The sequence below is a fragment of the Pseudomonas sp. NFPP12 genome (genome assembly GCF_900103205.1).
GTDB lineage: Bacteria > Pseudomonadota > Gammaproteobacteria > Pseudomonadales > Pseudomonadaceae > Aquipseudomonas > Aquipseudomonas protegens.
In genome coordinates this window covers 67,288-83,114 of record NZ_FMWW01000004.1, presented here as the reverse complement: position 1 = coordinate 83,114, position 15,827 = coordinate 67,288, and the positions used below count along the sequence as shown (strand labels likewise).

16 protein-coding genes and 1 riboswitch are annotated in these 15,827 nt (G+C 66.4%); of the genes, 7 read left to right on the top strand and 9 right to left on the bottom strand.

From position 1 onward, the window contains the following. Positions 1-84: 84 nt before the first annotated feature. Positions 85-289, bottom strand: a riboswitch (cobalamin riboswitch). Between the two features lie 216 nt (positions 290-505). The 7 genes from BLS75_RS17545 to BLS75_RS17515 all read right to left on the bottom strand — a co-directional run bounded on the left by BLS75_RS17545 (position 506) and on the right by BLS75_RS17515 (position 7,973). After that, positions 506-1,579: an arginine N-succinyltransferase gene (locus BLS75_RS17545; RefSeq protein WP_072451407.1), complete on the bottom strand. Its 1,074-nt coding sequence runs from the start codon at positions 1,577-1,579 to the stop codon at positions 506-508. Positions 1,580-1,628: 49 nt separating this feature from the next. After that, positions 1,629-2,645 (bottom strand): arginine N-succinyltransferase, encoded by a 1,017-nt coding sequence (locus tag BLS75_RS17540; protein ID WP_072451406.1) that lies wholly within the window; start codon positions 2,643-2,645, stop codon positions 1,629-1,631. Positions 2,646-2,817: 172 nt separating this feature from the next. Continuing rightward, positions 2,818-4,167: an APC family permease gene (locus tag BLS75_RS17535; protein WP_072451405.1), complete on the bottom strand. Its 1,350-nt coding sequence runs from the start codon at positions 4,165-4,167 to the stop codon at positions 2,818-2,820. Between the two features lie 216 nt (positions 4,168-4,383). Further along, positions 4,384-5,136, bottom strand: coding sequence for an N-formylglutamate amidohydrolase (locus BLS75_RS17530; protein WP_011060542.1), 753 nt, complete (start codon positions 5,134-5,136; stop codon positions 4,384-4,386). Then, a complete protein-coding gene (locus BLS75_RS17525; RefSeq protein WP_072451404.1) occupies positions 5,120-6,475 on the bottom strand; it encodes a type I glutamate--ammonia ligase in 1,356 nt (451 codons plus the stop codon). The genes BLS75_RS17530 and BLS75_RS17525 overlap by 17 nt, the downstream gene beginning before the upstream one ends. Then, on the bottom strand, positions 6,472-7,116 hold the full coding sequence (locus BLS75_RS17520; RefSeq protein ID WP_011060544.1) for a cysteine hydrolase family protein: 645 nt from the start codon (positions 7,114-7,116) through the stop codon (positions 6,472-6,474). Before BLS75_RS17520 ends, BLS75_RS17525 begins: the two co-directional genes overlap by 4 nt. Positions 7,117-7,118: 2 nt before the next feature. Further along, positions 7,119-7,973, bottom strand: a complete 855-nt coding sequence (locus tag BLS75_RS17515) for a MurR/RpiR family transcriptional regulator (RefSeq protein WP_011060545.1) — start codon at positions 7,971-7,973, stop codon at positions 7,119-7,121. A 354-nt stretch (positions 7,974-8,327) separates the two neighbouring features. Between BLS75_RS17515 and BLS75_RS17510 the strand changes: the two genes are divergently transcribed. Continuing rightward, the gene (locus BLS75_RS17510; protein ID WP_072451403.1) at positions 8,328-8,903 is read left to right on the top strand and encodes a histidine phosphatase family protein; all 576 of its coding nucleotides are present in this window, start codon (positions 8,328-8,330) and stop codon (positions 8,901-8,903) included. Between the two features lie 191 nt (positions 8,904-9,094). Continuing rightward, positions 9,095-9,856, top strand: a complete 762-nt coding sequence (gene cobF / locus BLS75_RS17505; RefSeq protein WP_072451402.1) for a precorrin-6A synthase (deacetylating) — start codon at positions 9,095-9,097, stop codon at positions 9,854-9,856. 242 nt (positions 9,857-10,098) lie between these two features. Here cobF and ftrA read toward each other — a convergent pair whose 3' ends face one another. Continuing rightward, complete coding sequence (ftrA, locus tag BLS75_RS17500; RefSeq protein ID WP_053150520.1) at positions 10,099-11,088, bottom strand: transcriptional regulator FtrA; 990 nt, start codon at positions 11,086-11,088, stop codon at positions 10,099-10,101. A 103-nt stretch (positions 11,089-11,191) separates the two neighbouring features. Here ftrA and BLS75_RS17495 point away from each other — a divergent pair, with 103 nt between their 5' ends. The 5 genes from BLS75_RS17495 to BLS75_RS17475 all read left to right on the top strand — a co-directional run bounded on the left by BLS75_RS17495 (position 11,192) and on the right by BLS75_RS17475 (position 15,168). After that, a complete protein-coding gene (locus BLS75_RS17495) occupies positions 11,192-11,626 on the top strand; it encodes a rhodanese-like domain-containing protein (RefSeq protein ID WP_011060549.1) in 435 nt (144 codons plus the stop codon). Positions 11,627-11,900: 274 nt separating this feature from the next. Continuing rightward, on the top strand, positions 11,901-12,680 hold the full coding sequence (locus BLS75_RS17490; RefSeq protein ID WP_011060550.1) for an ABC transporter substrate-binding protein: 780 nt from the start codon (positions 11,901-11,903) through the stop codon (positions 12,678-12,680). Between the two features lie 103 nt (positions 12,681-12,783). Further along, complete coding sequence (locus BLS75_RS17485; RefSeq protein WP_072451401.1) at positions 12,784-13,896, top strand: succinylglutamate desuccinylase/aspartoacylase family protein; 1,113 nt, start codon at positions 12,784-12,786, stop codon at positions 13,894-13,896. 118 nt (positions 13,897-14,014) lie between these two features. Then, positions 14,015-14,389 (top strand): hypothetical protein, encoded by a 375-nt coding sequence (locus BLS75_RS17480; protein ID WP_173476943.1) that lies wholly within the window; start codon positions 14,015-14,017, stop codon positions 14,387-14,389. Between the two features lie 62 nt (positions 14,390-14,451). Beyond that, entirely contained in the window at positions 14,452-15,168 is a 717-nt protein-coding gene (locus tag BLS75_RS17475) for an alpha/beta hydrolase (protein WP_072451400.1), read from the top strand. Between the two features lie 13 nt (positions 15,169-15,181). Here BLS75_RS17475 and BLS75_RS17470 read toward each other — a convergent pair whose 3' ends face one another. Beyond that, positions 15,182-15,760, bottom strand: coding sequence for a DcrB/PsbP domain-containing protein (locus BLS75_RS17470; protein WP_011060554.1), 579 nt, complete (start codon positions 15,758-15,760; stop codon positions 15,182-15,184). Between the last annotated feature and the right edge of the window lie 67 nt (positions 15,761-15,827).

Below are 15,827 nucleotides of genomic sequence, written 5' to 3'. Positions count from 1 at the left end.
GAAAGTGTCTTCGGGAAGCACGCAGGAGAGGGTATCGGCCACGGGCACGCGACCATACCGGCCCATGCCCGCCCACCGCAGGATTGCCAAACAGACGTCACAGGCCGGTCTCCGGGCTTGCGAGTCTGGCGGCATTCGCCTTCCCATACCTTGGGTACAGTGGCCTGTTGAATGCAGCACTCGCTTACCGTTGCGGGGGCAGCACCGGACTTGCCCGAAAAGGGGCGCACCGGTTTCCCGTTTCACCTCCTGCACGGCGGCAGGAGGCACCTGAAACTGGGCGGCATATGAACATCCGCCCCGGCGTTCGTCAACGTTGCGCCTGCCGCCAGGTGTTACCGGATTCATCGCCCTGACGCCTCTGTAGCCGCTGCCGAGCCCGCGAGTCTGCGTAAAGGCCCGCAGGGCCTTGCTTGGCAGTCTCATGTCGAGCGCCTCAGCGGTCTTGAGATTTCGCGCCCCTGCGGGCCGTGCTTCCGAACGCGGCCCGAGCCTGCGGCAGCGGCTACAGGAGCAGGGCGCTTTGCGGGGCCAGGTGCCGCTGTGCGTGCAGGGCCGTGCGTGACTCGCAGGCCAGCAGCGGCACCGCCCGTACCGAGTCGCCCGGCTGCAGTTGCAGGCGCTTGGCGGTCAGCCGGTCCACCAGCAGGCAACCCGAAACCAGGCGCCCGGGGGTGGCGGTGATGCGGCAGCTTTCCAGGCGCCGGTTGTGGATCAGCCACACCGGCGCCTGTGCGTCCGGAGTGCCCACCAGCAGGGGCAGGGTCTGGCTTTCGCGCACGCTGCGGATCTTCGCCACCTCGGCCTCGATCAGCGGCCCGCCATCGAAGATGTCGATGCAGCCCTGATGGCTGAAGCCTTCGTCGCGCAGGATGCTCACCGCCTGTTCGGTGCTGGCGTGGGCCTGGCCGATGGCGGCCTGTGCCTGGGGGCTGAGCAGGCAGGTGTACAGCGGCTGGCGCGGCATCAGTTCGGCGATGAAGGATTTGCTGCCGTGGCTGGACAGGCGATTGGCCTGCTGGAAACCCATCTTGAAGAAGTGCCGCCCCAGGCTGTCCCAGAACGGCGAGCGGCCCTGGCTGTCGAGCTGGCCGCGCAGTTCGGCCACCAGCTTGTCGCCGAACAACCGGGGGAATTCGGCGACAAACAGCAGGCGCGCGGTGGACAGCAGGCGGCCGGTGTAGCCCTGGCGGTGATCGCGGCGCAGGAACAGCGAGCACAGCAGCGACTGCCCGGTCATCTCGTTGCACAGGAACAGGGTCGGGATGTGCTTTTCGATGCCCAGCACCGGGGCGCTGCCGTGGGTGGTGCCGACCCGGTAGTTGTAGCAGGGCTCGCGCAGGCCGATGGCGCCGCTCAGGCCGCAGACCCCGATCACCTGCTGCTCGTCATCTTCCATGACGAACAGGTAGTCGGCATCGGCCCGCTCCACCTGGTTGGTGAAGGCTCGCTGCGCCCAGCGCACCCGATGGGCCAGGCGCTCGGGGTCGGTGGACAGGTTGTTCAGTTCGCGACAGCTGCCTTCGAGCAGGCTCAAGACCGCCGGCAGATCGGTGACGCGGATCGGACGGACGATCATTGGCGGGCTCCTGGCAATGACGCCGGGCAGGGGGGCAACAGGGGCCGGTTCATAAGGCAACGCTCCGTACCGGCTCGCCCGGCACCAGTTGCAGGGCCTGGAACATGGCCGGGTCGAGGCCGATTTCATCGCTCGGGGCGGTGTCCAGCGCCGCGACTATGGCGCGAAAGCCCTGCAGCCGCTCGTTGCTCAGCAGCCACTGCTGGCCTTGGCCGCTCTGGGGGCTGGGGTAGCTGGTGGCGACCCGGCTCTGGGCGATCGAGCGCAGTTGGTGGCTGCGCCCCTGCAGGGTCGGCCCGGCATCGAACAGGTCGACGTACTGGGTCGGCGCGAAGCCTTCGTCGATCAGGATCTGGCAGGCCTCCCGGGCATCCGGGTGAACCTGGCCGATGCAGTCCTGGGCCGCCTGCGCCAGCATCGGGATGTACAGCGGGTACTGGGGCATCAGTTCGGCGAGAAAGCCGCGGCCCTGCAGGGCGCACAGGCGCTCGGCCTCGACATAGGGCAGGTCGAAGAAGTGCTGGCCCACGGCTTGCCAGAACGGCGACTCGCCGTTGGCGTCGCTGTAGCCGACGATCTCGCTGATGCAGCTGTCGGCGAAGCGCCGGGGGTGGGCGGCGATGAACAGCAACCGCCCGCGGGAGGTGAGCTGGGCCAGTGGCGTACCGCCCAGCGGCGGGTCGACATGGAAGCTGCGCAGCAGGGTCTGTTCGCTGAGGTCGTGGCATAGCGACAGGGTGGGCACCCCGTGCTGGATGTTCAGCTCCCGGGAACTGCTGATGAACGGGCGGTTGCGCAGGCTGTAGAACGGGCTGGCAAAACCGGCAGTGGCGAGGATGTCCGAGCAGCCGCGCAACTGGCCACTGTCGAGGTCCTCGAGCACCAGGAAATAGTTCTCCGGGCCCTGGCTGGCCTCGCTCTTGGCGAAGGAGGCCAGGGAATCGAGGATCTTGTCCCGCAGGCAGGTTTCGTCATCCACCAGGGAGGTCACGCCCAGCAGACGTTCGCGGGCCAGGCGCCGCAGTTGGGGCAGATCGGATAACGCCACCGGACGCAAGGCCAGCATGGGTGTACTCCTGTATCAAGGGCCGCTTGCCCCGGGGGGCAGGCACTGGCCAGACATCACTGTCGGTTACCACGCAGTTCCATGGCCGCGGCATCCGGCGGCCAGTCCCCGGGCCGCTCTTGCTGGCAGCGCCGGGGTTGGCGCGACGCCCTGGGGCGCCGCGCGGGTGCAACTAGTGCTTGAGCGGGTCGGGCAGGGCGGCACCGCTGCCCAGCTTGTTCAGCAGGAACAGGTAGACCAGCCCGGCGACTATCCAGATGGCGCCGAGTTTCTGCGCATCCACGCCCATGTTGTACATGATGGCGCTGACGATCACGAAGCCGATCACCGGGCAGATCAGGTGGCGCACCACCTGGCCGGATTTCTGCCGGCGCCAGTAGAAATTGATCACGGTGATGTGCAGCAGCATGAAGCCGCTCAGGGCGCCGAAGTTGACCAATGAGGTCAGGGTGTCCACCGAGTTGATGAACAGGTAGCAGATCAGCAGCGACAGCACGGCCACCAGGTAGATGCTGATGTGCGGGGTGTTGTGTTTCGGGTGGACCTTGGCCAGCACCTTGGGCAGCTTGCCGTCCCGGGCCATGCCGAACAGCAGGCGCGACACCGCGGCTTGCGAGGTGATGGCCACTGCTACGCCCCAGGCCAGCGCCGTGGCCACCCCGGTGAGGGTCGCCAGCCAGCTGCCGGCAGCCAGTTCGGCGATTTCATAGAAGGCGGTGTCGGCGGACTTGAAGCCCATGCCGGCGGCCAGATCCGTGGCGATCCAGGTCTGCACCACGAAGATCGCCCCCATCACCACCAGGGTGATCAGGGCGGCGCGGCCGACGCTGCGGCCCGGGTCGCCCTTGACCTCTTCGGCCAGGGTCGAGATGGCGTCAAAGCCCAGGAACGACAGCACCGCAATCGAGACGCCCTGCATCAGCATGCCGAAGTGGAAGTTTTCCGGGCTGTACAGCGGCGCCAGGGTCAGTTGGCCGTTGCCGGTGCCGCCGTGCAGCGCGTTCCAGGCGTAGAACAGGAAGATCCCCAGGACCACCAGTTGCGCCAGCAGGAACAGGATGTTCATCCGTGCGGTGAAGGTGATGCCCCGCAGGTTGACGAAGGTGGCGCTGACCAGGAACGCCAGGATAAAGCCGACCTTGGGCACTTCCGGGTACAGGTGGTTGAGGGCCATGGCCGCGTAGACGTAGAGCAGCGGCGGGATCAGCAGGTAGTCCAGGAGCATCAGCCAGCCGGCGAGAAAGCCCACATGGGGATTGAGGCCGCGCTGGGCATAGGAGTAGACCGAGCCGGCGATGGGGAAGGCGCGGGCCATGGCACCGTAGCTCAGGGCGGTGAAGACCATCGCCACCATGCCGATGATGTAGGCCAGGGGCACCATGCCCGGGGCTTCCTGGTTGACGTAGCCATAGACCCCGAACGGGGCGATGGGGATCATGAAAATCATCCCGTAGACCACCAGGTCGCGCAGGCTCAGCCCGCGCTTGAGTTCCTGTTTGTAGCCGAATTCTTCAATCTCCATGAAGCCGTTCTCCTTGTAGCCTGTGTAAGTGGGTAAAGGCGGGGCCCTGCGGGTCGTCATTGACACCTCGGGCCGCGCTTTCGTGTTTGAACCTGGCAGGGTTTAAAGACACACCACAGCGGTTTTTCTAGTTGTTGTACCGGTCCTGCAAACAGCGTTTTGGCGCGCCGGGTGAGTCCTTCGGGGCGCGCCGGTGAAACCTTCCTCTCGCCGCGGCTACAGCAGCGGCGCCAGTGTATCGCTCCAGTGCTGCACCGCTTCAGGGGTACGCAGCAGATCGTTGCGCACCTCGATCAATACCGACGCCAGGCCACGGGCGTCGCCGTGCACCGGCACGGTCATGTCGCTCAACGGATCGATCTCGTAGGGCTGGTTGCCCGCCACCTTGATCGGCAGCCTCCACAGCCCTTCGAGGATCCGCGCCGCGTAGTCGGTGGCGCTGCCATACAGCACGCCGATTTCCAGTGCGCGCGGCTGCCCGTAGTAGACCGGGGTGAAGCTGTGGATCCCCACCACCCGCACTTCACGGCCCTGGGCCAGGCGCCGGTCGATGATCCTTTGCAGGCGCTGGTGAAACGGCGTGAACAGCTGCTGGCGGCGGTACTCGCGAGTGGCCTCGTCCAGCTGCTGGTTGCCCGGCACCTGATAGATCTCGCTTTGCAGCGGGATGCTGTCGGGGGCGTGGCGCGGCCGGTTGAGGTCGATCAGCAGGCGCGAGTAATTGGCCGCGATCAGGGTCGCGCCCAGGGCCTGGGACAGGCTTTGGGCCAGTTCCAGGGCGCCCGGGTCCCAGGCGATGTGTTCGCGGGCCGCCAGCGGGTCCAGGCCCAGGTCGTGCAGGGCCGGTGGAATGTAGTGGCTGGCGTGTTCGCACACCAGAATCAGCGGGTGCTCGGAGTCTTCACGGATCAGGCGGTAGGCCGGCTCGGTGTAGAACCCCAGCTCGGCGGATTTAGTACAGGTGTCCATAGTGCTCACAGAGTTGGGCAGCGGTCAGGTGCTCGGTCAGGGACACTTCCTTTTGTTTGACGGCGAAGTAGGTGGCCAGCAGGTCCTGGGGCAGGAACTGCAGCAGTTCAGTGTTGCCGCGCAGGCATTCCAGGGCCTGGGGCAGGGAGCCCGGCAGCGGCACGATGCCACTGGCCAGGCGTTGCTCGGCGCTCAGGTCCGAGGGGGCCTTGTCGGTCACCGCATTGAGCACCCGTTGCTGTTCGAGGCCCAGGCGCCCGGCCATCAGGATGACCGCCATGGCCAGGTGCGGCGAGGCGGTGGCATCCAGGGCGCGGAACTCCAGGTTGTACTGCGGCGCCACCGGCTTGCCGCCCAGGCTCAGGGTCGGGCAGATGCGCAGCGAGGCTTCGCGGTTGCGCAGGCCCAGGCAGGCGTAGGAGGCGCTCCAGTGATGGGGCTGCAGGCGCTGGTAGGAAATCGGCGTCGGCGCGGTGAAGGCGCACAGCGCCGGCAGGTGCCTGAGCACCCCGGCGGCCCAGTGCTGGCCCAGGCTCGACAGGTCGTCGCCACTCACCGCGTGGGGGTCGTAGAGCAGTGGCTCGCCGTCCAGGTTTTGCAGGCTCAGGTGCAGGTGCACCCCGTTGCACACCGCGTCGTCGGCAGTCTTGGGCGCGAAGCTGACCCGGTGCCCCAGTTGCCGGGCGATTTCCCGGGTGATCTCGCGCACGTTCACCGCCCGGTCGGCAGCGGCCAGGCCCTGGGTCGGCCGGCAGGTGATCTCGTACTGCTGCTTGCCGTATTCGGGGAGGAACATTTCCGGTTCGGCGCCGGCGGCCCGCAACGCCGCCAGCAGCCAGCCACCGAAGGCTGCGCCCTGGCGCTGGGCTTCCAGGGAGAAGGCCAGGTGTTCGCGCTGGCCGGTGCCGGTGTCGAGGTTGAATTCATGCTCGAAGGCCGCGGTGATCTGGATGCCCAGCTCGCGGTAGCGCTCGATTTCCTTGCGCAGCAGGGTGCGCGGGCAGGCCGCCCAGGGCGTGCCGTCGGTCTCGCAGATGTCGGCGTGGATGAAATCCAGCGGCGCCGCGCTGGCATCCGGCCCGGCGCCGACACTGACCCGGCTGTCCAGGTCGGGGATCAGCCGCAGGTCGCCATAGGCGCCCCAGGGGTTGTCCTCGGCGATCAGGTCCTGGGGCGTCAGCGCGCTGTTGGCCGGCACCCAGCCGCAGCCGCCGACCCGGTAGCGCTCCAGCTCATCGCTGGGAAAGGAGCGGCCACGGGTGACGCCGATCAGGTCGGTGGTGACGATGCTGGTCATGGCCACCGGGGTCAGGGCCTCGATGCCCTGGCCGCGGCTCATCCGCGGATCTCCCGCAGGCGGCCGAGCACGGTGTCGGTGTCGGTGATCCAGCAGTAGCCCTTGATTGCGTTGAGGCAGGCCTGGTGCCGGGTATCGCCGTAGGTGGCGCAGGCATCTTCCACCAGGGTCACCAGGTAGCCGCGGTCGGCGGCGTCGCGCACGGCCATGTCCACGCACTGGTCGGTGACGATCCCGGCGATGATCAGGTGGCGGGTTTCCAGGTTGCGCAGCACGTAGTCGATGTTGGTGGAGTTGAACACCCCGGAGGAGGTCTTGGGCAGCACGATCTCGTTTTCCACCGGTTCGAGCTCGGCAATGATCGCCGCCTGGGGGCTGCCCTTGGGCAGGTGCATGTCCGACAGCTTGTGGTCCAGGGAGCGGTCACGGCCATCGGCGGTCAGGCTTTCGATAATGGTGTGCAGCACGTTCTGCCGCGCCTCGCGCACCGCCGCCAGCAGCCGTTGCTGGTTGGGGATCACCCGCTCTCGTGCGCGCTTGAGAAAGGCCTCGCCCTCGGGCCCTTGCAGGTGCGGATCGAACTGCGGTTCAAGCCACGCCCGCTGCATGTCCACCAGCAGCAGGGCGGTGTGGTCGACGACGAAGGGCAGGTCCCGGGGCGAACGGTGGGGCAGGCTGAACATCCTTATTTTTCCTCCAGCACATGGGTAGCAAATTCCGCCCGCAGGGCATCGATGCCCTCCAGGCGTTGATCAAGATGAGGGCTGCGCGGGGTCAGGCAGGCGACCAGCGCCTCGACCTGGGCCAGCGCCGGCACCAGGGTGTCGAATGGCGACAAGGATTCCACCGGTGCACTGATGACCAGGTCCGCCAGCTCCCGCAGCGGCGAGGCATAGATATCGGTGAACAGCACCACCCGGGCGTTGCGTGCCTTGACCGCGCTGGCCACGCGCATGGCCTGGGACTGGTAGCGGCGGTAGTCGAACAGCAGCACCAGGTCCTGGCGCTGGACATCGAACAGGCGGTCCGGCAGTTGGGCGTTGTCGTCAAGGAAGAAACAGCCCGGGCGCATCAGCCGCAGGTGGTTGAACAGGTAGAGGGCGAGGAAGCTGCTGAAGCGGCCGCCGAAGCAGTACACCGAATGCCGGCTGTCCAGCAGCCAGTCCATGAGCACGCGGATGTCTTCGGGCTGAGTCAGGGCCTGGGTGTCCTGCAGTACGCGCTGGCTGTCGGCCAGGTAGCGGCCCCAGGTATCGCCCTGGGCCACTTGCGAACGCGGGCGCAGCAGGGTGCTGGGGGAGCGCAGGCGGTCGTCCATGTCACTGAGCAGGGCTTCCTGGAATTCGCCGTAGCCGCTGAAACCGAGCTTCTTCACCAGGCGCACGATGGTCGGATCGCTGACCCCGGCGTGTTCCGCCAGGCGTGACATCGGCCCCAGCCCGTTGCGCGGGTAGTGATCGAGCAGGGCCCGCACGACCTTGCGCTCGGAGGGCGTGAGGTCGAGGGCGGGGTCGGTGATCAGGTCTCTGAGAGAGGGCATCGGGGTGCCTTGGAAAGTGATGTCGTTTTTATTTCATAAAATGGCTAAATGGATATTTATGTAATAGACGCTACATGTCTAGTGAATTTTCCTCTGATATCAAATTGCCCTGAAATGGGGCGGTTTCAGGTGGGAATCTGTTGCTGGCGGGGCGGGAAGCCACGGTGCGGGACGTAGGGGAGCGATCGCAACAGGGTCTGGCTTACGCCGAGCAGGCCGAATACAGTGGCGCGACCGCACCGGACAGGCACCAGCGTGCTGTTTTGCAATGAACCTTGGAGGCGGTTGCAGCAAAGATGTTGCATCTGCCCGGCCCGTGTAGGTTTGCCAATCGATAACGCCAGAGTAAACACCGTGCAGGCCACCCGTCTGACCCTGATCTGCCATGCCCGTACCGCCGCCCAGAAGCTGGCGCGTTTTCCCCGGGACGAACCCCTGGAGCTGGACTGGCAAGCCCAGGCCCTGAGCCGCGCCGGTGATTTCAAGCGCAGCATCCGGGTGTTGTGCGGGCCCGAGCTGCGCACCCGCCAGAGCGCCCAGCTGTTCAGCGCCGAGCATGAGGTGCAGGACGCCTTGCGCGACTGTGATTTCGGCGCCTGGCAGGGGCTGCGCATCGATGAACTGCAAGAGCGTGAACCCGAGGCGCTGCAGGCCTGGCTCAAGGACCCGCAGCTGGCGCCACCGGGAGGCGAATCCCTGGCCCAGTTGTGCCAGCGCGTGGCGCAATGGCTGGAGGTCATGGCGCAGCGCCCGGGCCACTGGCTGGCGGTGACCCATCCGTTCGTCATCCGCGCCGTGCTGGTGCAGGTGCTGCAGGCGCCGCTGGCCAGCTTCAACCAGATCGACATCGAGCCCCTGTCCCGGCTCGACCTGAGCCACGCCGGCCGCTGGCGCCTGCGCCTGCCCGGGGCCCCGACGCCATCCCGGTAGCCGCTGCCGAGCCCGCGAGGCTGCGCAAAGGCCCCGGGGGCCTTGCCTGGCCATCTCCAGCCGGACATGCAACGGCCCCAGGCCACCCTTCGCCGGGCCGATGCCCGCCGCCCCAGAGGGCTACAGAGGCATTTCTCATCAGGCCAAAGCGCCGCATACTGCCCCGCTGGCAAAACAGCGAGAGCAAGCCCATGAAAACCCTCCTGGTGATCGGCATCGGCGCCGGCAACCCCGACTACATCACGATCCAGGCGATCAAGGCGCTGAACCGCAGCGACGTGGTGTTCCTCATGGACAAGGGGCCGAGCAAGGATTCCCTGATCGACCTGCGGCGCGAGCTGTGCGAGCGCTACCTCACCGAGCGGCCCTTTCGTTACGTCGAGGCGCAGAACCCCGAGCGCGAGCGCGGCGACGTGGACTACCAGGCCAGTGTGCAGACCCTGAACCGCGACAAGCAGCAGGTCTTCGAGCGGCTGATCAACCAGGAACTGGCGGACGGTGAAACCGGCGCTTTTCTGGCCTGGGGCGATCCGGCGCTGTACGACAGCACCCTGCGCATCCTGCAGCAGATCCTGGCCAGCGGTACGGCGTCGTTCGAGTACGAAGTGATCCCCGGCGTCACCAGTGTCCAGGCCCTGACGGCCCGGCACAAAGTGCCGCTGAACCGCATTGGCCGCTCCGTGGAAATCACCACCGGACGCCGCCTGGCAGCGGGGCAGGCCGGTTCCGCCGACAGCCTGGTAGTGATGCTCGACGCCGAGGATTCCTACTGCCACCTGCGCAACCAGGGCCTGGACATCTACTGGGGGGCCTACCTGGGCACCGCGGATGAAATCCTCATCAGCGGCCCCTTGGACCAGGTGGCCGACGAAATCCGCCGTGTGCGCCTGCAGGCCCGCCAGACCCACGGCTGGATCATGGACACCTACCTGCTGCGCAAACCCCAGGACTGACGCCCCGCCGGACCCGCGTCGACCGATTGCATCCCGCTCCTGCACGTCTCTTCTGCAGGAGCGGGCTTGCCCGCGAAAGCGCCGGGATGGACGCCGCCTGATCAGCGTCGCCCCCTTCGCCGGCAAGCCGGCTCCTACATCCCCTTCCTGCATTAATCTTCTGTAGGAGCGGGCTTGCCCGCGAAAGCGTCGGGATGGACGCCGCCGGATCAGCGTCGCCCCCTTCGCCGGCAAGCCGGTTCCTACGACGGGCGCGGTGGTGTGGTGCTTTCCAGGCCGCGGCCGAAGCGTTCGCGGTACACCGATGGCGGTACGCCCACCAGGCCGCGAAAGGCCACGCGAAAGCTCTCCACCGAGCGATAACCGCAGCGCAAGGCAATGCTTTCGGTACTCTCGCTGCCGCTTTCCAGCAGTTCCCTGGCCCGGGCCAGCCGTTCATGCTGCAGCCAGGCCTTGGGCGAGGCGCCAGTGGCGTCGTGGAAACGCCGCAGGAAGGTGCGTTCGCTCATCAGCGCCCGGGCCGCCAGTTCGCTCACGCTCAGCGGTTGATGCAGGCGCTCCCGGGCCCATTGCATGACTCGCGACAGGTCGCTGCGCGGGGTACGGCTGACCGGTGCGGGAATGAACTGCGCCTGGCCGCCGGTGCGTTGCGGCGACATCACCAGGCGCCGGGCCACGCTGTTGGCCACCTGGGTGCCGAAATCCCGGGCCACCAGGTGCAGGCAGGCATCGATACCGGCGGCGCTGCCAGCGGAAGTGATCAGCTGCCCGGCATCGACATAGAGCACATCCGGGTCCACCCGGATATTCGGGAAACCCTCGGCCAGCTCGCGGGCGTAGCGCCAGTGAGTGGTGGCGCTACAACCATCCAGCAGCCCGGTCGCCGCCAGAACGAACACCCCGGAGCAGATCGACAGCAGCCGCGCACCGCGTTGGTGGGCCTGGCGCAGCGCTTCCAGCAACTTCGGCGGCGGCGCCTGCTCGCGGCTGCGCCAGCCGGGAATGATGATGGTCCGCGCCTGCTCCAGCAGCTCCAGGCCCCCGTCGGCCAGCACCTGGATCCCGCCCAGGGCACGCATCGGGCCGGGGTCCACGGCGGCGATGGTTTGCCGGTACCAGGGGAAATCGAACTCCGGCCGGGCCAGGCCGAAAATCTCCACGGCAATGCCGAACTCGAAGGTGCAAAGGCCGTCGTAGGCGAGAATCGCCACCAGTCCGGGGTGATTGTGCATTTGGCGGAAAGTTACCAGTCAGTGTCCGGGTCGCCACTTTAGCGTGGTGGGGCAGGGCCTATAAAGTCCTTCCCACCTTAATCGCAAGTTTCTGGAGACGCCCATGACCAGCCTGGTCCGCAGCACTGCCGCCGCCCCTTCGGCCATTGCCCTGATGCATTTTTGCAACCGCCTGACCTTTGAAACCGACTGTTCCGACGTCCACAGCAGCCAGGAGGCCGGTGAAGTGGATTTTGTCCTGGTGGATGTGCGTGGCCCCGAAGCCTTTGCCCGTGGCCATGTCCCCGGGGCGATCAATCTGCCCGGGCGCTTGCTCACCGCCGAACACCTGGCCGGTTATCCTCGCGACACCCTGTTCGTGGTGTATTGCGCCGGCCCTCACTGCAATGGCGCGAACAAGGCGGCGGTCAAGCTGGCGGCCCTGGAATACTCGGTCAAGGAGATGATCGGCGGTGTCACCGGCTGGCTCGATGAGGGCTTCCAGCTCAGCACCGGGCAACCGCGCCGCGAGGGAGCGGATCTGTCCTGCGCCTGCTGAAGGGCTGACTCCGCTAGTAGCGGCCTTGGGCGGCGGCTAGCGGGGCTGTGTCGGTAAAAATGGCCCGTTCTGAGGCGAACGTCGGGATTTTCAGGGACAAACGCATCATGCCGGGGCGAGGGAGGAGGCAGAGGATCGCGGGCGCATATTTTTTATAAGTATTTGTCGCATAAACACAATTTGCATCCCGGGAGCCGCTCTAGACTGCTGGCCACTTCGATTTGCCCCCCAATCGAAACCAGCCAATAAAAGCCTCCGTCTCCTGGAGTTATAAATGAACAAGTTTGCGCTGTTCGGTGCCCTGGCACTGTCGCTGTTTTCCTTTACCGCTTCGGCCGACGAGGCCAAGCCGATCCGTATCGGTATCGAAGCCGGCTACCCGCCGTTCTCGATGAAGACCCCCGACGGCAAGCTCACCGGTTTCGATGTCGACCTGGGCAACGCCCTGTGCGAGCAGATGCAGGCCAAGTGCACCTGGGTCGAGCAGGAGTTCGACGGCCTGATCCCGGCGCTGAAAGTGAAGAAGATCGACGCCATCCTGTCGTCCATGACCATCACCGACGACCGCAAGAAGAACGTCGATTTCACCATCAAGTACTACCACACCCCGGCGCGCTTCGTGATGAAGGCCGGCACCAGCATTAAGGACCCGCTGACCGAGCTCAAGGGCAAGAAAGTCGGTGTGCTGCGGGCCAGTACCCATGACCGCTTCGCCACCGAAGTGCTGGTGCCGGCGGGCATCGACCTGGTGCGCTACGGCTCCCAGCAGGAAGCCAACCTGGACATGGTCTCCGGCCGCGTCGACGCGCTGCTGGCGGATTCGGTGAACCTCGACGATGGCTTCCTGAAAACCGACGCCGGCAAGGGCTTCGCCTTCGTGGGCCCTGAGTACAACGATCCGAAATACTTCGGCGGCGGTGCCGGCATTGCCGTGCGCAAGGGGGATCAGGAACTGGCCGGGAAATTCAACAAGGCCATCACCGAGATCCGTGCCAACGGCAAGTACAAGCAAGTGCAGGACAAGTACTTCGATTTCGACGTCTACGGCGAGTAAGCCCGGGCGTTAAAAAAGGTGGTTGCCGGGGGCCGGCAGCCACCTTTTTTGTGCGCCACTGTTTTATTCTGCGCCACGCCTTTTTCTGATCTCCGGAGTTGCCATGCAACGCATCGACCATTCCTTGCCCTGGGGCCACCTGGGCACCCAGCGCCAGCTCAGTGTGTTCCGCTTTGGCAGCGGCCCGCGCAAGGTGTACATCCAGGCCAGCCTGCACGCCGACGAACTGCCCGGCATGCGCACTGCCTGGGAGCTCAAGCAGCGCCTGGCGCAGCTGGAGAACCAGGGGCGCCTGCAGGCAGTGGTCGAGCTGGTGCCGGTGGCCAATCCCATCGGCCTCGACCAGCAGGTACAGGGCAGCCACCTGGGGCGTTTCGAGCTGGGCAGCGGCAAGAATTTCAATCGCGCCTTCGTTGAGCTCAGCGGCCCGGTGGGCGACTTGATCGGCAAGCAACTGGGGGACGACGCCACGGCCAATATCGCCCTGATCCGCCGGGCCATGGTCCAGGTGCTGGATGAGCTGCCAGCGGCTGATTCGCAGCTGCAGGCCCTGCATCGCTTGCTGTTGCGCCATGCCTGCGACGCCGACATCACCCTCGACCTGCATTGCGATTTCGAAGCGGCGATCCACCTCTATGCCTTGCCCCAGCACTGGCCTCGCTGGCAGTCCCTGGCGGCGCGGCTCAAGGCCGGGGTGGCGCTGTTGTGCGAAGACTCCGGCGGCAGCTCTTTCGATGAATCCTGTTCCGCGCCCTGGCTGCGCCTGGCCCGGGACTTTCCGCGGGCGGCGATTCCCCCGGCAAACCTGGCCGCCACCCTGGAGCTGGGCAGCATGGGCGACACCCGGGTGCAGCAGGCCCGGGCCAACTGCGAAGCCATCCTGGGGTTTCTCGCCGAACAGGGGCTGATCAGCGGCGAGTGGCCGGCCGCTCCGCAGCAGTGCTGTGAAGGCATGCCCTTCGAAGGCACCCAGTACCTGTTCGCCCCCCACCATGGCGTGGTCAGTTTCCTGCGCGATGCCGGGGAGTGGGTGGAGCGTGGCGATGCCCTGTTCGAAGTGGTGGACCCCTTGAGCGATCGCGTCAGCACCGTGTGTGCCGGCACCAGCGGCGTGCTCTTTGCCCTGGACCGTGGGCGCTACACCCAACCGGGCATCTGGCTGGCCAAGGTGGCCGGCCGCGAGGCGATTCGTGAAGGCAAGCTGATCAACGACTGAACCGCCACCGCAGGGGTCGATCGGGCGTTGGCTGGCCAGCGCAAGCTGCAGCGCGCCCACCCCTTGATCCGGCGTCACGCCCTGCGCCGGCCAGCCGGCTCCTACGACAGATGTGCCCATGCCCCGAGTGTCGCTGTGCATCCGCCTGCTGTTCGCCCTGTGTCTGCTGGCGGCGACATTCAATCACCTGCGCGCCGCCTTCGAGCATGGCCTGCTCTGGGATTATGGCTACGGCGCCGCCACGCCCCTGCTCAGCCGGGCCTTCTGGGGCTCCCTGACGCTGTTCGATCCGCTGGCGGCGCTGCTGCTGTTGGTGCGCCCGCGCTGGGGCCTGCTGCTGACCCTGGCAATCATCCTGCTGGATGTGCTGCACAACAGCCTCTACGTGGCGGCCCATGGCCAGTGGCTGGAGACCTTCTACCTGTCCCAGGTGGGGTTTGCGCTGGCGGTGCTGCTGTGCTTGCCGCTGGCCTGGCGCGGGCTGGGCAGATGAACACTCGGGACTGGCAGTGCTAGGCTCTGGCGACCCGTTTTTACCCCTTCAAGGAGCTACACATGATCCGCTACCTGGCGCTGTTGGCGCTGCTGGCCGCGCCTTGGGTGCAGGCCGCCGATGTACTGCACGATGACCTGCCGCTCAAGTACCTGGAGCAGGCCCCGGCCGCGCCGCGCAACCAGCCGCTGGTGATTTTCCTGCATGGCTACGGCAGCAACGAGGCCGACCTGTTCGGCCTTCGCCAGCGCCTGCCGGCGAGCTACACCTATGTGTCGGTGCGGGCACCGCAGACCCTGGAGGAGGGCAGCTACCAGTGGTTCCACCGCAAGGGCCAGGGCCCCTACGACGGTGTGACCAGCGAGCTGGCCAGCGGCGCCGAGCTGATCGGCCAGTTTGTCCGCGCGGCGCTGGCCAAGTACCAGACCCAGCCGGACAAGGTGGTGCTGGTGGGGTTCAGCCAGGGCGCGGTGATGGCCTATGAAGTGGGCCTGCGCCATCCGCAGTCGGTGCGGGGCATCGCCGCCTTGAGCGGGAAGATCCTGCCGGTGCTGGCAACGCAGGTGAAGAACAACCCGAGCCTGCAGCGCCTGGGCATCTTCATCGGCCATGGCACCCTTGACCAGCGCCTGCCCTACAGCGATGCGGTGGATGCCCAGCGCTTGCTGCAGGGGTTGTCACTGCAACCGCAGTTCCATGCCTACCCGGGCCTGGGGCACAGCATCAGCGAAGCGGAGATCGACGACCTCAAGGGCTGGCTGCAGGGGCTCAACCCCTGAGCCGGCACGGGGTTTACTGACCGAGGATCTGCTTCATCAGCGCGGTGTGGCCGGCCTTGTCGGTGGCCCGGGAAATTATCTGGATCACCGCCATGCGTGTGCCGGAGCCGGCAATCAGGGTGGAGTTCAGGGTCAGGCCGCCGCCCATGGTGGCGGTGCTGTCGATCTGGCGCACGCCGAGGCCCTTGAGGGTCATGTTCTTTTCGCTCTGCTTGCTGAAATCCGGCAGCGCCGCGGCCTGTTGCGCGAGAAAGCCGCTGACCGCGTCATCGAGAAAGGCGGCGTCGTTGTCCTGGACCTTGGCCCCATGGGGAATGGTGTTCTGCGCCGCGATCACCACGGTACGGGTGGTGGCGTTGGAATACAGGGTGCCGCTGGCGCCCTCGGTGCCATTGGCCTCGCTGCCGGCCGGCAGTACCGAAGCGCTGAACCCCTTGGGCAGGGTGAAGGCAAGCTTGCCGTCGAGGACTGCGACCTTCTCCCCCGAGGCCTGCCTGGCCGCGGATTTGCTGGCGGCGACCGCGTTCAGCGCGCCCAGGCCCGCCACGGCGGCGAACACCAGGACCAGGGCTTTTCTAGCGAAAGATGACATGCGCAATCTCCGGGCAGTGATCAAAGGCGCGCATCATCCCACGGCCGTTGCGGCCTGCTCCACAAGG

Bases quoted from the DNA above. Each gene is read 5' to 3' on its own strand.
- BLS75_RS17545 (WP_072451407.1), bottom strand. From the start codon at position 1,579: ATGATCGTCCGTCCGATCCGCGTCACCGATCTGCCGGCGGTCTTGAGC.
- BLS75_RS17540 (WP_072451406.1), bottom strand. From the start codon at position 2,645: ATGCTGGCCTTGCGTCCGGTGGCGTTATCCGATCTGCCCCAACTGCGG.
- BLS75_RS17535 (WP_072451405.1), bottom strand. From the start codon at position 4,167: ATGGAGATTGAAGAATTCGGCTACAAACAGGAACTCAAGCGCGGGCTG.
- BLS75_RS17530 (WP_011060542.1), bottom strand. From the start codon at position 5,136: ATGGACACCTGTACTAAATCCGCCGAGCTGGGGTTCTACACCGAGCCG.
- BLS75_RS17525 (WP_072451404.1), bottom strand. From the start codon at position 6,475: ATGAGCCGCGGCCAGGGCATCGAGGCCCTGACCCCGGTGGCCATGACC.
- BLS75_RS17520 (WP_011060544.1), bottom strand. From the start codon at position 7,116: ATGTTCAGCCTGCCCCACCGTTCGCCCCGGGACCTGCCCTTCGTCGTC.
- BLS75_RS17515 (WP_011060545.1), bottom strand. From the start codon at position 7,973: ATGCCCTCTCTCAGAGACCTGATCACCGACCCCGCCCTCGACCTCACG.
- cobF (WP_072451402.1), top strand. From the start codon at position 9,095: ATGAAAACCCTCCTGGTGATCGGCATCGGCGCCGGCAACCCCGACTAC.
- ftrA (WP_053150520.1), bottom strand. From the start codon at position 11,088: ATGCACAATCACCCCGGACTGGTGGCGATTCTCGCCTACGACGGCCTT.
- BLS75_RS17495 (WP_011060549.1), top strand. From the start codon at position 11,192: ATGACCAGCCTGGTCCGCAGCACTGCCGCCGCCCCTTCGGCCATTGCC.
- BLS75_RS17490 (WP_011060550.1), top strand. From the start codon at position 11,901: ATGAACAAGTTTGCGCTGTTCGGTGCCCTGGCACTGTCGCTGTTTTCC.
- BLS75_RS17485 (WP_072451401.1), top strand. From the start codon at position 12,784: ATGCAACGCATCGACCATTCCTTGCCCTGGGGCCACCTGGGCACCCAG.
- BLS75_RS17480 (WP_173476943.1), top strand. From the start codon at position 14,015: ATGCCCCGAGTGTCGCTGTGCATCCGCCTGCTGTTCGCCCTGTGTCTG.
- BLS75_RS17475 (WP_072451400.1), top strand. From the start codon at position 14,452: ATGATCCGCTACCTGGCGCTGTTGGCGCTGCTGGCCGCGCCTTGGGTG.
- BLS75_RS17470 (WP_011060554.1), bottom strand. From the start codon at position 15,760: ATGTCATCTTTCGCTAGAAAAGCCCTGGTCCTGGTGTTCGCCGCCGTG.